Origin of the sequence: Dethiosulfovibrio peptidovorans DSM 11002, assembly GCF_000172975.1 — a bacterium.
Taxonomy (GTDB): Bacteria; Synergistota; Synergistia; order Synergistales; family Dethiosulfovibrionaceae; genus Dethiosulfovibrio; species Dethiosulfovibrio peptidovorans.
Window position 1 is genome coordinate 174,332 of record NZ_ABTR02000001.1, and the last position, 14,635, is coordinate 188,966.

Annotated in this window: 13 protein-coding genes and 1 tRNA gene; 7 read left to right on the plus strand and 7 right to left on the minus strand. The window is 53.7% G+C overall.

The genetic code is table 11. The annotated features are described in order from the left end of the window. Positions 1 to 101: 101 nt before the first annotated feature. The 4 genes from dnaJ to hrcA are packed head-to-tail and all read right to left on the minus strand — an operon-like array spanning position 102 to position 4,730. Positions 102 to 1,235: a molecular chaperone DnaJ gene (dnaJ, locus tag DPEP_RS00915; RefSeq protein ID WP_005658791.1), complete on the minus strand. Its 1,134-nt coding sequence runs from the start codon at positions 1,233 to 1,235 to the stop codon at positions 102 to 104. 19 nt (positions 1,236 to 1,254) lie between these two features. Next, on the minus strand, positions 1,255 to 3,072 hold the full coding sequence (dnaK, locus tag DPEP_RS00920) for a molecular chaperone DnaK (protein ID WP_005658794.1): 1,818 nt from the start codon (positions 3,070 to 3,072) through the stop codon (positions 1,255 to 1,257). Between the two features lie 51 nt (positions 3,073 to 3,123). After that, positions 3,124 to 3,687 carry a nucleotide exchange factor GrpE gene (locus DPEP_RS00925; RefSeq protein WP_005658797.1) on the minus strand — a complete coding sequence of 188 codons (564 nt, stop codon included), beginning with the start codon at positions 3,685 to 3,687 and terminating at the stop codon, positions 3,124 to 3,126. Positions 3,688 to 3,692: 5 nt separating this feature from the next. Further along, positions 3,693 to 4,730 (minus strand): heat-inducible transcriptional repressor HrcA, encoded by a 1,038-nt coding sequence (gene hrcA / locus DPEP_RS00930; RefSeq protein WP_005658799.1) that lies wholly within the window; start codon positions 4,728 to 4,730, stop codon positions 3,693 to 3,695. A 180-nt stretch (positions 4,731 to 4,910) separates the two neighbouring features. Between hrcA and DPEP_RS00935 the strand changes: the two genes are divergently transcribed. Both DPEP_RS00935 and DPEP_RS00940 read left to right on the plus strand, forming a co-directional pair. Further along, positions 4,911 to 5,549: a histidine phosphatase family protein gene (locus DPEP_RS00935; RefSeq protein ID WP_005658801.1), complete on the plus strand. Its 639-nt coding sequence runs from the start codon at positions 4,911 to 4,913 to the stop codon at positions 5,547 to 5,549. Position 5,550: 1 nt separating this feature from the next. Next, positions 5,551 to 7,158, plus strand: coding sequence for a cation:proton antiporter (locus DPEP_RS00940; RefSeq protein ID WP_005658802.1), 1,608 nt, complete (start codon positions 5,551 to 5,553; stop codon positions 7,156 to 7,158). A gap of 46 nt (positions 7,159 to 7,204) precedes the next feature. Here DPEP_RS00940 and DPEP_RS00945 read toward each other — a convergent pair whose 3' ends face one another. After that, a complete protein-coding gene (locus DPEP_RS00945) occupies positions 7,205 to 7,879 on the minus strand; it encodes a GntR family transcriptional regulator (protein ID WP_005658804.1) in 675 nt (224 codons plus the stop codon). Positions 7,880 to 8,167: 288 nt separating this feature from the next. Between DPEP_RS00945 and DPEP_RS00950 the strand changes: the two genes are divergently transcribed. From DPEP_RS00950 to DPEP_RS00965, 4 genes are read left to right on the plus strand one after another with little or no spacing between them, the layout of a single operon-like run. Further along, positions 8,168 to 9,562 carry a sodium:solute symporter family protein gene (locus DPEP_RS00950; RefSeq protein ID WP_005658806.1) on the plus strand — a complete coding sequence of 465 codons (1,395 nt, stop codon included), beginning with the start codon at positions 8,168 to 8,170 and terminating at the stop codon, positions 9,560 to 9,562. Between the two features lie 15 nt (positions 9,563 to 9,577). Continuing rightward, positions 9,578 to 9,826, plus strand: coding sequence for a hypothetical protein (locus DPEP_RS00955; protein WP_005658808.1), 249 nt, complete (start codon positions 9,578 to 9,580; stop codon positions 9,824 to 9,826). A 2-nt stretch (positions 9,827 to 9,828) separates the two neighbouring features. Beyond that, a complete protein-coding gene (locus DPEP_RS00960) occupies positions 9,829 to 10,380 on the plus strand; it encodes a hypothetical protein (RefSeq protein ID WP_005658810.1) in 552 nt (183 codons plus the stop codon). 22 nt (positions 10,381 to 10,402) lie between these two features. Then, positions 10,403 to 11,971, plus strand: coding sequence for an HAL/PAL/TAL family ammonia-lyase (locus DPEP_RS00965; protein ID WP_005658811.1), 1,569 nt, complete (start codon positions 10,403 to 10,405; stop codon positions 11,969 to 11,971). A gap of 113 nt (positions 11,972 to 12,084) precedes the next feature. Here the strand turns inward: DPEP_RS00965 and DPEP_RS00970 are convergent, their stop codons facing one another. Both DPEP_RS00970 and DPEP_RS00975 read right to left on the minus strand, forming a co-directional pair. Beyond that, on the minus strand, positions 12,085 to 13,713 hold the full coding sequence (locus tag DPEP_RS00970; RefSeq protein WP_005658812.1) for a carbon starvation CstA family protein: 1,629 nt from the start codon (positions 13,711 to 13,713) through the stop codon (positions 12,085 to 12,087). A 46-nt stretch (positions 13,714 to 13,759) separates the two neighbouring features. After that, on the minus strand, positions 13,760 to 14,257 hold the full coding sequence (locus tag DPEP_RS00975; protein WP_206740452.1) for a hypothetical protein: 498 nt from the start codon (positions 14,255 to 14,257) through the stop codon (positions 13,760 to 13,762). 199 nt (positions 14,258 to 14,456) lie between these two features. Here DPEP_RS00975 and DPEP_RS00980 point away from each other — a divergent pair. Then, positions 14,457 to 14,531: transfer RNA gene (locus tag DPEP_RS00980), tRNA-Val, on the plus strand. Positions 14,532 to 14,635 lie beyond the last annotated feature (104 nt).

A 14,635-nucleotide genomic window follows, 5' to 3' on the forward strand; every position in this document is an offset into this window, starting at 1 on the left:
CTCCGTCAGCCACAAGATCAGTGCCCTTCGGCACCGTCGCCATCTATTATAACAAGAGCGCCAAAAAAAACGAGGAGGGATATCCTCCTCGTTAGAACAGACTAACTGAATAGCCCTTTCAATTTTTCGAAAACGCCTCCGCCGTCGGTCTCGACGTCGACCTTCATCTCCGATGCAAGAGCCTCTATCAGACCTCTCTGGCGATCGGTGAGTTTCTTTGGGACCTCCACCGTCGTATGGAGGAAGAGGTCGCCTCTTCTGGACGTGTTTCGAAGGCTGGGCATACCGCACCCCTTTACCCTCAAGACCTCTCCTGGCTCCGTTCCGGAGGAGACCGTCACTTTTTTCTCGCCGTCGATCAAGGTCGAGACGGTGACGTCTCCTCCCAAAGCCGCAAGGGGGAAAGGCAGAGGAAGCCTGCGATGAAGATCCATTCCGTCACGCTCGAAATCCTCGTGAGGAAGGACGTCTATCACCAGGTAAAGATCCCCGGGAGGTCCACCGTTCTGACCAGCCTCCCCTGAGCCGGGGACCCTGAGCCTCGTGCCTCTGTCCACCCCCGCCTGTATGTTGACTTTTAGATCTCTCTTTTTACGAACACGCCCCTGACCGCCGCACTCGTGGCATTTTTTCTCGAATACCTTGCCGGAACCGCCGCAGTCGGGACAGGTCCCCACGGTAACGGCCTGACCGAACAGGGTCTGGGTTTTCCTTCGGACCTGTCCAGATCCATGACAGGTCTCGCAGGTACGGACCTCCGATCCGGGCTCGGCTCCCTTTCCGTCGCAGTGGCTACAGGTCTCCCACCTGGGGACCGATACCTCCTTGGCGATTCCCAAGGCCGCCTCTTCCAGGGTGATCACAAGCTCCATCTCCAGGTCCGCACCCCTTCTGGGACCGTCCCTACGGGCTCCTCCTCTTCCGAACCCTCCGCCGAACATGTTATCGAAAAGGTCGCCGAAGATATCCCCCATTCCGCCCATGTCTCCGAAGGGATTGCCTCCCTCGCCTACATGACCGAATTGGTCGTACTGGGCCCTCTTCTTGGAATCACTGAGGATCTCGTAAGCCTCGCTGATCTCCTTGAACTTGGCCTCCGCCTCCGAGTTTCCCGGGTTGGCGTCGGGATGGTACTGCCTGACCAGACGGCGGTAGGCCTTCTTTATCTCATCCGCCGAGGCCTCCCGGGAGACGCCGAGGATCTCGTAGTAATCGCGTCCCGTTCCGGCCGCCATCTACTTCCTCTCCTCCGGACTATTCGGTGAACTCGGCGTCCACCGTCTCGTCCGAAGCTCCGGACGGTCCACCCTCGGCCTGCTGCCCCTCGCCGGGCTGTTCACCCGCCTGCTGGTAGAGCCTGGTGGAGAACTTCTGGACCTCTTCGTTGAGAGCTGAACAGGCCGACTCTATAGCAGAGGGATCTTCTCCCTCCAGGGACTTCTTGACATCGTCTATCTTGGACTGGATTGATCCCGTCTCTTCGGCGGTAATCTTATCGCCTAGATCGGATATGAGTTTTTCGGTCCTGTAGACCAAGGCATCCGCCTCGTTCTTCGCCTCTATGTAAGCCTTTTTCTTGGCGTCGGCGCTTTCGTTGGCCTCCGCCTCCTTTTTCATCCTGTCGATCTCGTCCTTGCTGAGATTGGAGGACTGTATGGTTATATGCTGTTCCTTGCCCGTCCCCTTGTCGGTGGCCTTGACGTTGAGTATACCGTTGACGTCTATGTTGAAGGACACCTCCACCTGAGGGACACCTCTGGGAGCGGGGGGAATTCCGTCCAGCACGAAGGTTCCCAGTACCACGTTGTCCGCCGCCATCGATCTTTCCCCCTGAAGGACCTTTATCTCCACCTGGGTCTGTCCGTCCGCGGCGGTGGTAAATATCTGGCTCTTGGTCACGGGAATGGCGGTATTCCTCTCTATTATCCTGGTACAGACGCCGCCTAAAGTCTCGATGCCGAGGGAAAGAGGGGTAACGTCGACGAGAACTATGTTCTTGTCCGAATCGCCGCTCATGATCGATCCCTGAATGGCGGCACCGGCGGCAACGCACTCGTCGGGGTTTATACCCTTGGTGGGATCCTTGTCGAGAAGCTCTTTTATCTTCCTCTGAACCATGGGCATCCTAGTGGAGCCTCCGACAAGTAGAACCTTGTCGATGGACGAGGCGTCGAGGTCGCTGTCTTCCAAAGCCCTCTTGACCGGTCCTACAACCCTGGCCAGAAGATCGGAGGTTATCTCCTCGAACTTGGCCCTGGAGAGGGATAGCTCCATGTGCTTGGGCCCAGTCTCGTTGGCAGTTATGAAGGGCAAGGATATGGAGGTCTCCGGCATGGAGGAAAGCTCTATCTTCGCCTTCTCAGCGGCCTCACGAAGCCTCTGGAGGGCCATCTTGTCGGAGGAAAGATCGATTCCCTCGGACTTTTTGAACTCGGCTACCATCCAGTCGACGACGGCCATATCCCAGTCGTCTCCTCCGAGCTGGTTGTCACCGTGGGTGGCCAACACCTCGAACACACCGTCTCCAACGTCGAGGACGGATACGTCGAAGGTTCCTCCTCCGAGGTCGAACACCAAAAGCTTGGCCTCTCCCTGCTTATTCATGCCGTAGGCCAGGCTCGCGGCGGTAGGCTCGTTGATGATACGAAGCACCTCGAGACCTGCTATGGCTCCGGCGTCCTTGGTGGCCTGTCTCTGAGCGTCGGTGAAGTAGGCAGGCACGGTTATGACCGCCTGCTTGACCTCCTCTCCAAGATACTCCTCGGCGTCCCTTTTCATCTTCTGAAGGATCATCGCGGAGATCTCCTGAGGGGTATACTTCTTCCCTCCGGCGGAGACGACATAATCGGTTCCCATATGCCTCTTGATGGACATCACCGTGTTGTCCGAATTGACGATGGCCTGTCTCTTAGCGAGCTGGCCGACCAATCTCTCTCCCTCTTTGGTAAAAGCCACCACGGAAGGGGTTGTTCTGGCTCCCTCCGAGTTGGGGATAATAGTTACGTTGTCGCCTTCCTTAACCGCGATACAGCTGTTGGTCGTTCCCAGGTCTATTCCCACTACTTTTGCCATAATAAGTCACCTCTATCGATACTTGGAATTCCCCGCTTTCAGGGGGCTTGTCTATCCTTTATAAGATCCTACTCTAACCTTGGCGGGACGAATTACCTTCCCCGCCAGGACGTAACCGGTCTGAAACTCGTCGATAACGATCCCATCCTGTTCCTCGTCCTCTACCTCCACCATTCCGATAGCCTCGTGATACTGTGGAGAGAAGGACTTCCCTACGGACTCTACGGTCTCGACGCCCAACGCCTCGAGAGCACTTAAGAACTGCTTTCGAACCATCCGAATACCCTCTACCACCGTGTCTAGATCGGATCCGTCCTTAACCTGAAGGACCCTGTCCAGATTGTCCAAAACGGGAAACATCTCGAGAGCGCTTCTCTCGCAGGCCAGTTCCTTGGTCCTGCTCATCTCTCGTTCCATCCTGGTGCGATAGTTGATGAGATCCGCCTGAGCCCTGGCGGCGAGCTCCTTGAATCGATCCCTCTCCTCCTCCAGTTCCTCTATCCTGGATTCCAGATCGGTTATATCGGTCGAAGGATCCTCGCCGACCACCTCACAGGCAGCCTCGTCCTGAACCTCTCGGCCCTCCTCGTCATGAAGATCTTTGATCTCTTCCATGGCGGTCATTCCTCCTCCATATCGTCTATATCGAAATCATCGTCGCCAAGTCCATCCAGGACGGCCTCTAAAACGGCGATGGAATGCTCGTAGTTCATCCTCATAGGCCCGATGAGCCCCACCACAGACCTACTGGATCCGCTGTTGGCAGAGGCCATCACCACCGAACAATCCCTCATGGGCTCGAGAGCGTTTTCGCTTCCTATGGTGACACGAACGCCCTCGTCGGTAGAACATGCCTTGATCATTCCGACCAGTTCGCTCTCCTCCTCCACCAGAGCCAGAAGAGCCTGAAGTCTTCCGAGATCGGCAAAATCGGGAACGTTGAAAATCTGGCTCATTCCTCCGGTGCTCATGTGATATGACTCCTGAGCCAACATAGAGTCTAGCCGTTCCAAAGCCAACCGGCACGCCCCCCAGTACTCCTCCAGCTGTGCCGTTATATATCCGTAAAGAGCGTCTCTTACCTTGCTCCAGGATTTTCCCGACGCCACTCTGTTTACCGTAAGTGAAAGCTCGTCCAACTCCTTCTGATCCAGGTCGCCTCCAAGGGCTATCCTCCTGTGACGGATAACTCCACCCTCCAGGACCACCAGAAACAGGACCGATCCGTCCTCCAGACGGACGAAATCCACCTTCTGAAGTTTCTGCTCGTCCACGACGGTAATCGCCGCCACCCCGATATAGCTGGTGACCTGCCCCAGAAGACGGGACACCTTGGACAAGGCCGCCTCGACGCTGTTCCTCTGCCTCTTGACCGTCCTCACCCAGGATTCCAACCCTGGAGGGGCCATTCTCCTTCTGTGCATTATCGAGTTCACGTAGACTCTATAGGAAGAGGGTGTCGGTATTCTACCCGCCGATGTATGGGGTTGAAAGAGATATCCCATATCCTCAAGGTCCGCCATCTCGTTTCTCACGGTAGCGGCACTACATCCCTTGATGTACTTTTTGGATATAGTCCTGGATCCGACGGGCTCTCCAGTCGAGATATACTCGTAAACGACGGACAGGACTATCTCCAGCTGACGTTCCGTGAGCATGGCATCCCCTCCAAGAATACTAGCACTCTACACATGTGAGTGCTAACCGATGATTCACAAGCAGTAGAGTACCAATCCAACGTCTGATTGTCAATACTGGTCAGACGAAAACCACGTATTTTTACCCTAGGACGATTATAATCTACGGGGATTAAAGACAATATCACTGGAGGGATATATATGGACCACGAAAAAACCACTTTGATACTGGTCAGACACGGTGAATGCGACGGCAACAAAGAGGGCATGTTCAGAGGTAACAAGGACTTTCCCCTGAACTCCCGGGGGATGAGACAGGCAGAGGAGGTCGGCAGGGCCCTCGCGAACCTGACGATAGATCGCATCTACTCCAGCCCTCTTCTAAGGGCCAAACAGACAGCTCAAGCCATAGCGGGAAAGATCGGCCTCTCCGTCGTGGAATGCCCCGAGATAAACAACATCTCCCTGGGCCGATGGGAGGGCAGGAGAAAAGACGAGATAGCCGAGGAAGAGCCGGAGCTGTGGAGTCTTTGGCTGAACGCTCCGGAAAAACTGAACTTTTCCGGGATGGAGCCCCTCACGGACGTGATGAAAAGGTCCAGGGAAAAGCTGGACAGCCTGATAGAGCTTCACATAGGAAAAACCATAGCCCTGGTAAGCCACAGGACCGTTCTGAAACCCCTTGTCTCCTCCTGCATCGGCATAGGCGATCCCTGGTTCTGGAAGCTTCACTTCGACACGGCCTCCATCTCCGTTATGGTACACGGCGGTAGGGGCTATTCTCTGACGGCGTTGAACAGAACCGACCATCTGAGCGACTACGAATCGGAGTGGAACTGATGTGAGCGGTATCGCCGGCGACCTCAGTCTGGTAATACTGGCAGGGTTGCTAGGAGGCTCGTTAGCGAGGTTCTTCCGTCAGCCCCTCATATTGGGATACATAGTGGCGGGGATCCTTATAGGTCCCTACACCGGGGGAGCCACCGTATCGGAAGTGAACAACATCGAGAGACTGGCCGACATAGGGGCGACCTTGCTTTTGTTCTCCCTGGGGCTGGAGTTCTCCCTCAAAGACCTTCGCCCCATAGGCCGTATAGCCTTCGGAGGAACCCTGATACAAGTTGCCTTAACCATGGGGTACGTCACCTTCATCGCCGACGCCCAAGGATGGGGTGGACAGGCCCTGTGGTTCGCCGCCGCCATGGTATCCTCCAGCACCGCCGTAATACTCAAAACCTTGACCTCCAGAGGATACGACAGAACCCTTTCGGGAAGGATCATGCTGGGGATGTCCATAGTGCAGGACCTCTGCGTGATTCCCATAATGATATTCCTCATCCACGGAAGTCAGGGAGGAGGATGGGCTCCTCTGGCGAAGTCCGCAGGATACGCAACGGCCTTTCTGGCCTCCATGGCGATCATGGGAACCAAGGCCATTCCCTGGGCCCTTCGAAAAGTATCCCAATGGGAGTCGAGAGAACTCTTTCTGCTTTTCGTCATGGCCATGGGGCTTGGAATCGGCAGTCTCTCCGCGACTATAGGACTGTCGTCTGCCTTCGGAGCATTCGTGGCAGGAGTCGTGTTGAGCGAATCGGACTACGGACACAAAGCCATGTCGGAGCTGATCCCCCTGAGAGACATTTTCGGACTCCTCTTCTTCGTCTCGGTAGGGATGCTTATGGATCCATCTTTCCTGATAAATCACCTTGGAACGGTCCTCCTGCTTACCCTAGCCGTAACGATGGGGAAAGGCGCCATACTGAGCGGAATATCCTGGATAATGGGTTATCGCAGGGTTATACCTCTGGCCTTATTTCTGGGAATGCTACCTATATCGGAGATGGCCTTCGTTCTCATACAGACAGGCAACTCCATGGGCGTCCTGGGAGAGGAGGTTTACTCGATAACCCTGAACGTGGTCATACTCTCCATGCTGGGGGGATCGATCATATCGGGTTTCACCGACACCATATACAAGACGGTAAAACGGAGACTTCCCGAGGGCAGGATAACCGCGGTCAACCTGCCGGAGGAGCAGTCGGGTCACATAGTCGTCACAGGCGGAGGAACCATATCTACCTACGTGGTGGACATATTGAGAGAAAAGACAGATACCCCGATCGTCACTATAGAGCCACAATACCGCACGTTCGAGTCGATGAAGAAAAAGGGGCTCTCTCTAATATACGGGGACCCCTCGATGATATCGATCCTCGAGGTTGCCAAACTGGATAAAGCATCTCTTCTCATAGTAGCCTCCGAGGATCCCAGAACGGCCAGGACCGTGGTGGAGACGGCAAGAAGACTGTCTCCGAACCTTCCGATAGTGGCAAGAGGAGAGGACGATCTGGAGGTAGAAAAGCTGACCTCCTTGGGAGCCACCAAGGCCGTTCTCTCCAGGCGAGAGGCAGCCATGGCAATGGTAAGAATGGGGCAGGAGGTAACATAAGTCGAAAAGACGGAAAAGCCCCCGCCTCGGCGGGGGCTTTTTTATTCTAGCCTTCGTGTGGAAGCAGAACGTGAAGGGCTCTGGTGTAGCCCTCTTTCAGAGTCCAGTGTATGTCACGAATGAAATCGGCGACCTCTCTCTTTTTACCTCCTTCGATCAGACCGACTATCGTAGAATGCTCCCTCCAGTACCCCAATTCCTCCGCCTTGACCTCGGGAGAATCGAAATCTCTGGCAGGAAAGTTAAACAACCTGTCGTAAACGTCGTCCAGCTGTTTCCTCAACGGAACGTTTTTAGATAGATCGTGGAAAACCGAGTGAAACATCCTGTTGAGTTCGTAGGCATAGGTGAAATCGTCTGATTCAAAGTAGTTCATTGCTTGATTAATGACATCCTTCATTCTGTTTATGTGAACCGGAGCTATGTAGTCGAAGACCGACATCATCAAAACAGACTCCAAACCAGCTCCTATCTGATATATGTCCCTTATAGTATCCATAGTAACGGGATTCACCATTATGCCCCTTCTGGGGTATATGGTAACTATTCCGTCAGACTCCAAAAGAATCAATGCATCCCTCAAAGGAGTCTTACTGATGTTCAAGGTTTCAGCCATACTACCCATATCTATATACCTACCAGGCTCCAAATTCCCCTGAGCCAATTCACTTCTCAGATAGTTATATACCTTCTCTCTGAGTGGAGTCCTGTCTTTTTCCACCTTGCCACCTCCGTATATCGACTCTCGACTAACCACCGTATTGTATCAGATAGGAGCTCAAATTTTTCTGCGGAGATTCAAAACACATACTATCCCTATATCTAAATAAAGAGATAAAAAAACAAACTAGCAAGACAACGAATACGTTGAAATATCAGTCTATCATATGATATTTTATATCTAGACCTGATACTTCAGGCATAGGAGGGGATTTAAAATCTAAAAAAATGCGCTCAGGCCATCAGAGACGACCCGGTCGTCGTGTTGGATAGGTTCGGAGGGAAAGAGATGCTGGGAACGATTGATAACGTCATCATTCTGTTTTTCGTAATGTTAATCCTAGGAATAGGATACTACTTTTCCAAAACGGCCAAGAATATGGAAAGCTATTATCTGGCCAACAGAAGCCTTCCTTGGTCCCTGGTGGTAGGGACTTTAGCGGCATCGTGGTACGGAGGAATCGGAGTTGTGGGAACGGTGGGATATGCGGCGGTCTACGGTATCTCCACCTGGACGATCTGGTCCATAGGAGCACACCTGGTCAGGATGCCTCTAGCCCTTTGGGTCGGTCCTCGGATACAGATAAGGACCGACATCACAGTGCCGGACCTGCTTGAGAGTCTTTACGGACGTAAGGTCGCCCTCATAGGGGCAATTATGATGTTCTTCGTCTGCGCCCAGATCGGAGAGATCACCGCAGTAGGTTACATCGGCCAGGCGGCCTGGGGGGTCAGCAACGTTACAGCTGGAACAGTCATGGTGATCATCGTGGTGGTACTAACGGTCCTCGGCGGCCTTATGGGGGTGGCTGTCACCGACATGATTATGTTCTTCTGCATGGTATTCGGGGTAACTATGGTCTTTCCCGGCCTGTTCACCGAGATAGGAGGATGGGAGGGACTCAGACAGGCCTTGGGGGAAAACGTCAAATTAGTGGATCCTACAGGTGGAATGGGATTCTGGAAAGCGGTCATGCTGGTCATATTCTGCTTCAGCCCCTACGCGGACCCCACTTTCTATCAGCGTTTTTCCGCTTCCAATTCGCCTAAAGTCGGTAGAAGGGCTCTGCTTACCTGTTTTTGCATATGGATAGCCTTCGATATAGTCATCTGCACCACAGGAGTCATAGTCAAGGCTCTCCATCCAACAGCCCAACCGGAGGTAGCCTACGTTCAGGTGGTCTTGGAAAATCTCCCTATCGGCATAAGAGCTCTTTTCATAGTGGGACTTGTGGGAGCAATTATATCCACTTTGGACAGCTACTATCTGGTCGGAGGAACCACATTGGCGAACGATATTTACGCCAGGTACAAGGGTATAGGAACCCTGCCCCAAAAGACCATCGTCAACTACACCAGAGCTGCCGTCGTCATGTTGGGGATTATCGGCCTGTCCCTGGCCTTCAAGTTTACCCTGGTCTACGATGCTTTTCTTTTCGTGGGAAGCATATGGATGTCTGCCGCATTCGTCCCCATAGTCGGAGGACTCGTAAGCAAAGGACGAAAAACCGAGCTTGGTGGGCTGATGAGCATGCTGGTCGGAGGGGCTATCTTCGGGATATTGAAAATCTTTCCGGATATAACCGTCATAGAGCCTCTGGTTCTTTCATTGCCTGCATCGTTCGTAGCCTGGTATATAGGAAACCACTTCGGAGTGGACAGAAGCGATCTTTCGGTCCGATAGAGGGGAGGTTTTGATATGAGCGATTACGTTAAAAAGGAAAACAAGGATCTGGAGATTAGCTGGATCGGGATAGACGGTTTTCTCATAGTCCTGTATCTGTCCATAGTGGGAATAATCTTCTACGCCCTCAAGACGTCCAACGACTTTATAGTCGGCAAATTCATACCCTACGCCGTAATGGCGGCGGTTACGGTGATATTTTTGACCTATCTGGTCAACGTGTTCTCTTTCGTGAAAAATCACCACGAGGAGTCGAACCGTTAGCCATGGATTCGGTGGCGATACGCTCCTTTCCCATAGCCCTTTCTAGGGAGGACGCCATGGCACAGGCCTCCAAAAAAGGAGGCCCCTTTGGAAAGCTGCTCCTGATGGGGAAGGAGGTTCGAGAGTTGAGGCTTCACTTTGTGGAGTACAGCATACTGATATTCCAGGCACTCCACTCCCCTAACTTCGTCTCCAGGACCTTTTTCGGAGACAGAGACAAAAAGGCCCAGTTTTGCAGGGTCATAGCCAACGGAACCACCGGAGGGGCAGCCTGGGCGGAGGATATCCCTCAGGGGCTTGAGGATCGGACGGTGCCGGAGGATCGGGTACAGGGTAGCCAGTTTTCCCTGGACCAGCTCACCGGAAGGGGACAGAAGCTGGTCCTTCGGGTTCTCAGGAGGAGGATTGGAGGTCTTCCTGAGGTTACCCTTAAAGAGGCTATATCGGTCTACCGTCCCTTTTACGTCGCCCTCTACGGCGAGGCTGTGGAGGGCACCAAGATTCGCTATCTTCCCATAGCCGCCGACGGCTGGGGAACCCATCGGACTTTTTAAAGGAGCAAAGGGAGGGACTATTTTGATCACGGAAGAGATAAAAAAAATAAGCTGGCGTCAGGCTCCCTCCATATCAAAGGTTATGCTAGGAGGTCCGATCTCCATCGAGGAAGTAGTGGCGGTAGCCCGTCACGGTGCCAAGGTGGAGTTCGGAGAGGAATATATAGACAGGGTGAATCGTTGCAGAGCCCACGTGGATCATTTCTCCAGGGAGGAGAAAGCCATCTACGGCATAACCACAGGGCTTGGAGAGAACTGGAACAGGTTTATTTCCCAGGAGGACAGGGAGATAGTCCAGAGAAACCACGTCCTTTCCCATTCCTGCTCGGTCGGAGAGCCTCTGGAGGATGAGTGCGTAAGGGCCATGATGTTCGTCATGCTCCAGCACTTCGGGTCGGGACACACGGGGATGAGAATGGCCCCTCTGGAGCTTTTGGCCGGAATGCTCAACGCCGGAGTCGTTCCGGTGGTGCCAGGACACGGATCGGTGGGCTATATATGCTACGAGGCCCATATCGGCTCGGTCCTCATAGGAGAGGGGCAGGCGGTATACGGTAGACAGAGGATGAATGGATCGGAGGCCCTGAACGCTGCTGGACTGGATCCGGTGGTGCTCTCCAGCAAGGAGGGGCTGACCATCGTATCGGGGACCACCTCCGTTACCGCCATAGGGGCCCTCGGACTATACGATTCCCTTATGATAGCCCAGACCGCCGACGTGGCGGGAGCCATGTCGCTGGAGGTTTTAAAGGGAACTCTGATGGCGATGGACCCAAGGATACAGGAGGTTCGGCCCCATAGACACCAGGGAGACACCGCCTCCAACGTCAGGCGGCTCCTTGAGGACAGCGAAATCGAGAGGACATACCGAGGACACCGGGTCCAAGACGCACTGTCCCTTCGGTGTATCCCTCAGCTACACGGTGCGGCGAAAAAGATACTCACCGACGTGCTTGAGACAGTGTCGGTAGAGCTTAACTCGTCGGTGGATAATCCCCTAATATTCGACACCGAAGACGGAGGCGAGGCCCTTATGGGCTGCAACGCCGACGGATCTTACGTTGGAATGGGCTGCGACTGCGCAATCATAGCCCTTACAGGTCTTGCCAAGATGTCCGAGAGGCGACTGGACAGGACGGTGAACCACCACGTCAGCGAGCTTCCCGCCTTTTTGAACGCAAACCCCGGCTTCAACAACGGCCTGATGATCCCTCAGTACGCCGCGGCAGGGCTTTTAGGGGAGATGAAGACCTTAAGCCACCCTTCCACGGTGGACAACGGCTTCACCTGCGCCAACCAGGAGGACTATACCAGCATGGGAGCCAACGCGGCGGTCAAGCTCTACAGAGGGGCCTCTTTGGCGAAGTACATACTCTCGGTTGAGATCCTGAACGCCTGTCAGGCCCAGGATTTTTACGACATAGCCCCCTCCCCTGCCACTAAGGCGGTCCACGACAGGGTCAGGCAGGAGGTCCCAAAGGTGGAACAGGATACCTTTATGTCCCCCCTCATGGAGGCCATAGCGAGGATGGTGAAAAACGGCGAGATCCTCTCCGCCGCCGAGTCGGTGACAGGGCCGCTGGAGTTTTAATTATCAGAACCAGGAAGAAGATAACGTAACGAAAAATTCAATTATCCCTATAAAGAGCAACGCCGATCTCTCAGAGATCGGCGTTGCTCTTTATAGTCAGTGATCAGTTATCTCTATTCTGATCTAAGCGCCTTAAAGGCCTCTACCACCAGCAACAAAGCCAGGAGGAAGAGTATCGACGCCACCCCGGCAAGGAGATAGTTGGGCTGTGCCAATCCAAGCCATCCCTTGATGAGGATGACTAGGGCCATCATGGTGGTGACAAGCATGAACCAGAAGGGCGCCATAAGGAAATTGGCGTTCTTCTTCAGTCCTCTTACCACCCAGACGCCTACGGAGAGCAGAGCCAGAGCTGCGACCATCTGGTTAGCGGCTCCGAAGATGGGCCATATAGCCTTCCAGGCCGGAATGGGGTTGCCTGCCGCATCATGGGTCTTGACCATCACAAGGGTCAGGGCCGCTACCACAGCTATTATAGTGGCGACGTACTTGTTGATCTTCATCCCGGAAAGCTCCTGGATCTGATAACGGGCCAGTCGGGTTGCCGTGTCCAGAGAGGTAAGCAGGAAACTGTTAATGGCGATAGCACCGAGACGGGTTCCAAGAACCGGATCGATCCCCACCAAAGAGGCGAACTTACCGAAACCCTCGGCGAAGGTGACCACCGGTCCACCCTTCACTATGGAACCGGCTACCATGAGGGTGCCGATGGCGATACAGGCTACGAGGCCCTCCATAAGCATGGAGCCGTATCCCACGACGATGGCGTCGGTCTCCTTACGAAGCTGTTTGGAGGTGGTTCCGCTTCCGACCAGAGCGTGGAAACCGGATATGGCCCCGCAGGCCACTATGACGAACATCATGGGCCACATGGGCTGTCCCTTTATACCAAAGTAATCGACGCCGGACTTCATCATCGGGATCGCACCGCTGTCGAACTTGCTGCCCAAAAGCATACCGATAGCGCCTATTATAACCGCGAAATAAAGGAAGTAGGAAGCAAGATAGTCTCTGGGCTGAAGCAGAAGCCAAACCGGCAGAACCGAGGCGGCCAGGATATAGACGGCGAGAATGTAGTTCCAGGTCGTATTGGGGAGCTTGAACATCTCCACTATGGTCTGACTGTCAGAGCCCTTCACACAGGCCACCGCGACGATAGCCAGCATGACCACAGTGACCATCCAAAGAGGAGCGTGGAATTTATAGATAAGCATACCTGAGATAACAGCCATGCAGATATAGAGACATCCCACGAAGGCGACTATGGGGTCGGCTGCAAAGGTGTTGGCAGAGAGAACCAAGAAGACCGCCACGATCAGGATGAGGGCCAGTATGGTGAAGCAAAGGAAGAGGATCTTCCCCCTATGGCCTATCCAGCGTTCGACGACCTCTCCGACAGACTTACCGTCGTGGCGCATGGAGGAGACCAACGATCCCATATCGTGAGGTCCACCGAGGAAGGTGGATCCTACGATACACCACAGAAGGGTCGGAAGCCATCCGAACATGGAAGCCGCGACTATTGGGCCGGTTACGGGACCGGCACCTGCGATGGAGGCGAAGTGGTGTCCAAGAAGGACCGCCGGATGGGCCGGACAATAGTCGATACCGTCGAACATGCACTCCGCAGGAGTCTTGTTATCGTCGTTAAGGTCGTAGACCTTGGCCATAAAAGACCCGTAAACTCTGTAACCGATTACAAACACAACAGCTGACACTATGAACATAAACGCAAAATTCATTGTCACACCCCCACTATCCAAATAAGTATAAACCTAAAAAATGACGTCACACGGCAAAAGAATCGTTTCCCTGCAGGTCACCTCCTTCTTCGACGTCCTGATTCACCAACTCCCACGCCTTATCTACCAAAGGAGTGAGATCCTTTATCTTCCTGTATCCCTCTCCCATGGGAGAATAACGATAGGTTTCCAGATACCCCCTAAATCCCATGGTAAAAGCCTTGACCCTTTTCTCGAAGCGATCCTCGTCGGAGACGAACAGCACCCTCTGGATCATGACGTCCTTTATTGGTCCCCAGCTTGATCTAACCAGATCCACAGACTTTGGGTCGTATTTCCAGAGGATATAATCGTCGGCGTAGTAACGAGCCACCTCTCCCATCAATCCCGCTTTTATGAAGGCGACCCTTCTATATACCCCCGACAGCCCATCGCAGGACCAAGGCTCGAAGCGCCAGCAATCCCACACGTCGGAAGCTTCGCCCAAAACGGAGAGATCAACCATCCCATTCACCCCTCTCAAGCTGCACATTTTATACATCATACATGCGTTACAGGTGAACTATATCACCATTCCGCTGTTTCATCAAAGCGAAAAAGATATACTTTTCTTACGATCCAAGTATACGACTCAAACGTCTTACAGTGAAGCGTAAAAGATGGATACAAACGTCGGAGAAGACTTTTTAAGAGGGGTTGATTTATCGGAGCTCGGGTTATATAATGCAACTCATCACGTTATCGGGCGGCTAGCTCAGCGGAAGAGCACTTCCCTCACACGGAAGGGGTCACTGGTTCGAACCCAGTGTCGCCCACCAACAATAGCAAGGGCTCCGGCGGTTTCGCCGGAGCCCTTTTTATTTGGTTCCCCTCCTCATGCACCCAATATGCACCCAAAGGCTATTAACCGCTGAGACAGGTC

What these genes read in the sequence shown, in the direction of transcription:
- DPEP_RS00970 (WP_005658812.1), bottom strand. Translation starts at nt 13,713, where the DNA reads ATGAATTTTGCGTTTATGTTCATAGTGTCAGCTGTTGTGTTTGTAATC.
- DPEP_RS00960 (WP_005658810.1), top strand. Translation starts at nt 9,829, where the DNA reads ATGGATTCGGTGGCGATACGCTCCTTTCCCATAGCCCTTTCTAGGGAG.
- dnaJ (WP_005658791.1), bottom strand. Translation starts at nt 1,235, where the DNA reads ATGGCGGCCGGAACGGGACGCGATTACTACGAGATCCTCGGCGTCTCC.
- DPEP_RS00950 (WP_005658806.1), top strand. Translation starts at nt 8,168, where the DNA reads ATGCTGGGAACGATTGATAACGTCATCATTCTGTTTTTCGTAATGTTA.
- hrcA (WP_005658799.1), bottom strand. Translation starts at nt 4,730, where the DNA reads ATGCTCACGGAACGTCAGCTGGAGATAGTCCTGTCCGTCGTTTACGAG.
- DPEP_RS00925 (WP_005658797.1), bottom strand. Translation starts at nt 3,687, where the DNA reads ATGGAAGAGATCAAAGATCTTCATGACGAGGAGGGCCGAGAGGTTCAG.
- DPEP_RS00955 (WP_005658808.1), top strand. Translation starts at nt 9,578, where the DNA reads ATGAGCGATTACGTTAAAAAGGAAAACAAGGATCTGGAGATTAGCTGG.
- DPEP_RS00935 (WP_005658801.1), top strand. Translation starts at nt 4,911, where the DNA reads ATGGACCACGAAAAAACCACTTTGATACTGGTCAGACACGGTGAATGC.
- dnaK (WP_005658794.1), bottom strand. Translation starts at nt 3,072, where the DNA reads ATGGCAAAAGTAGTGGGAATAGACCTGGGAACGACCAACAGCTGTATC.
- DPEP_RS00975 (WP_206740452.1), bottom strand. Translation starts at nt 14,257, where the DNA reads ATGATGTATAAAATGTGCAGCTTGAGAGGGGTGAATGGGATGGTTGAT.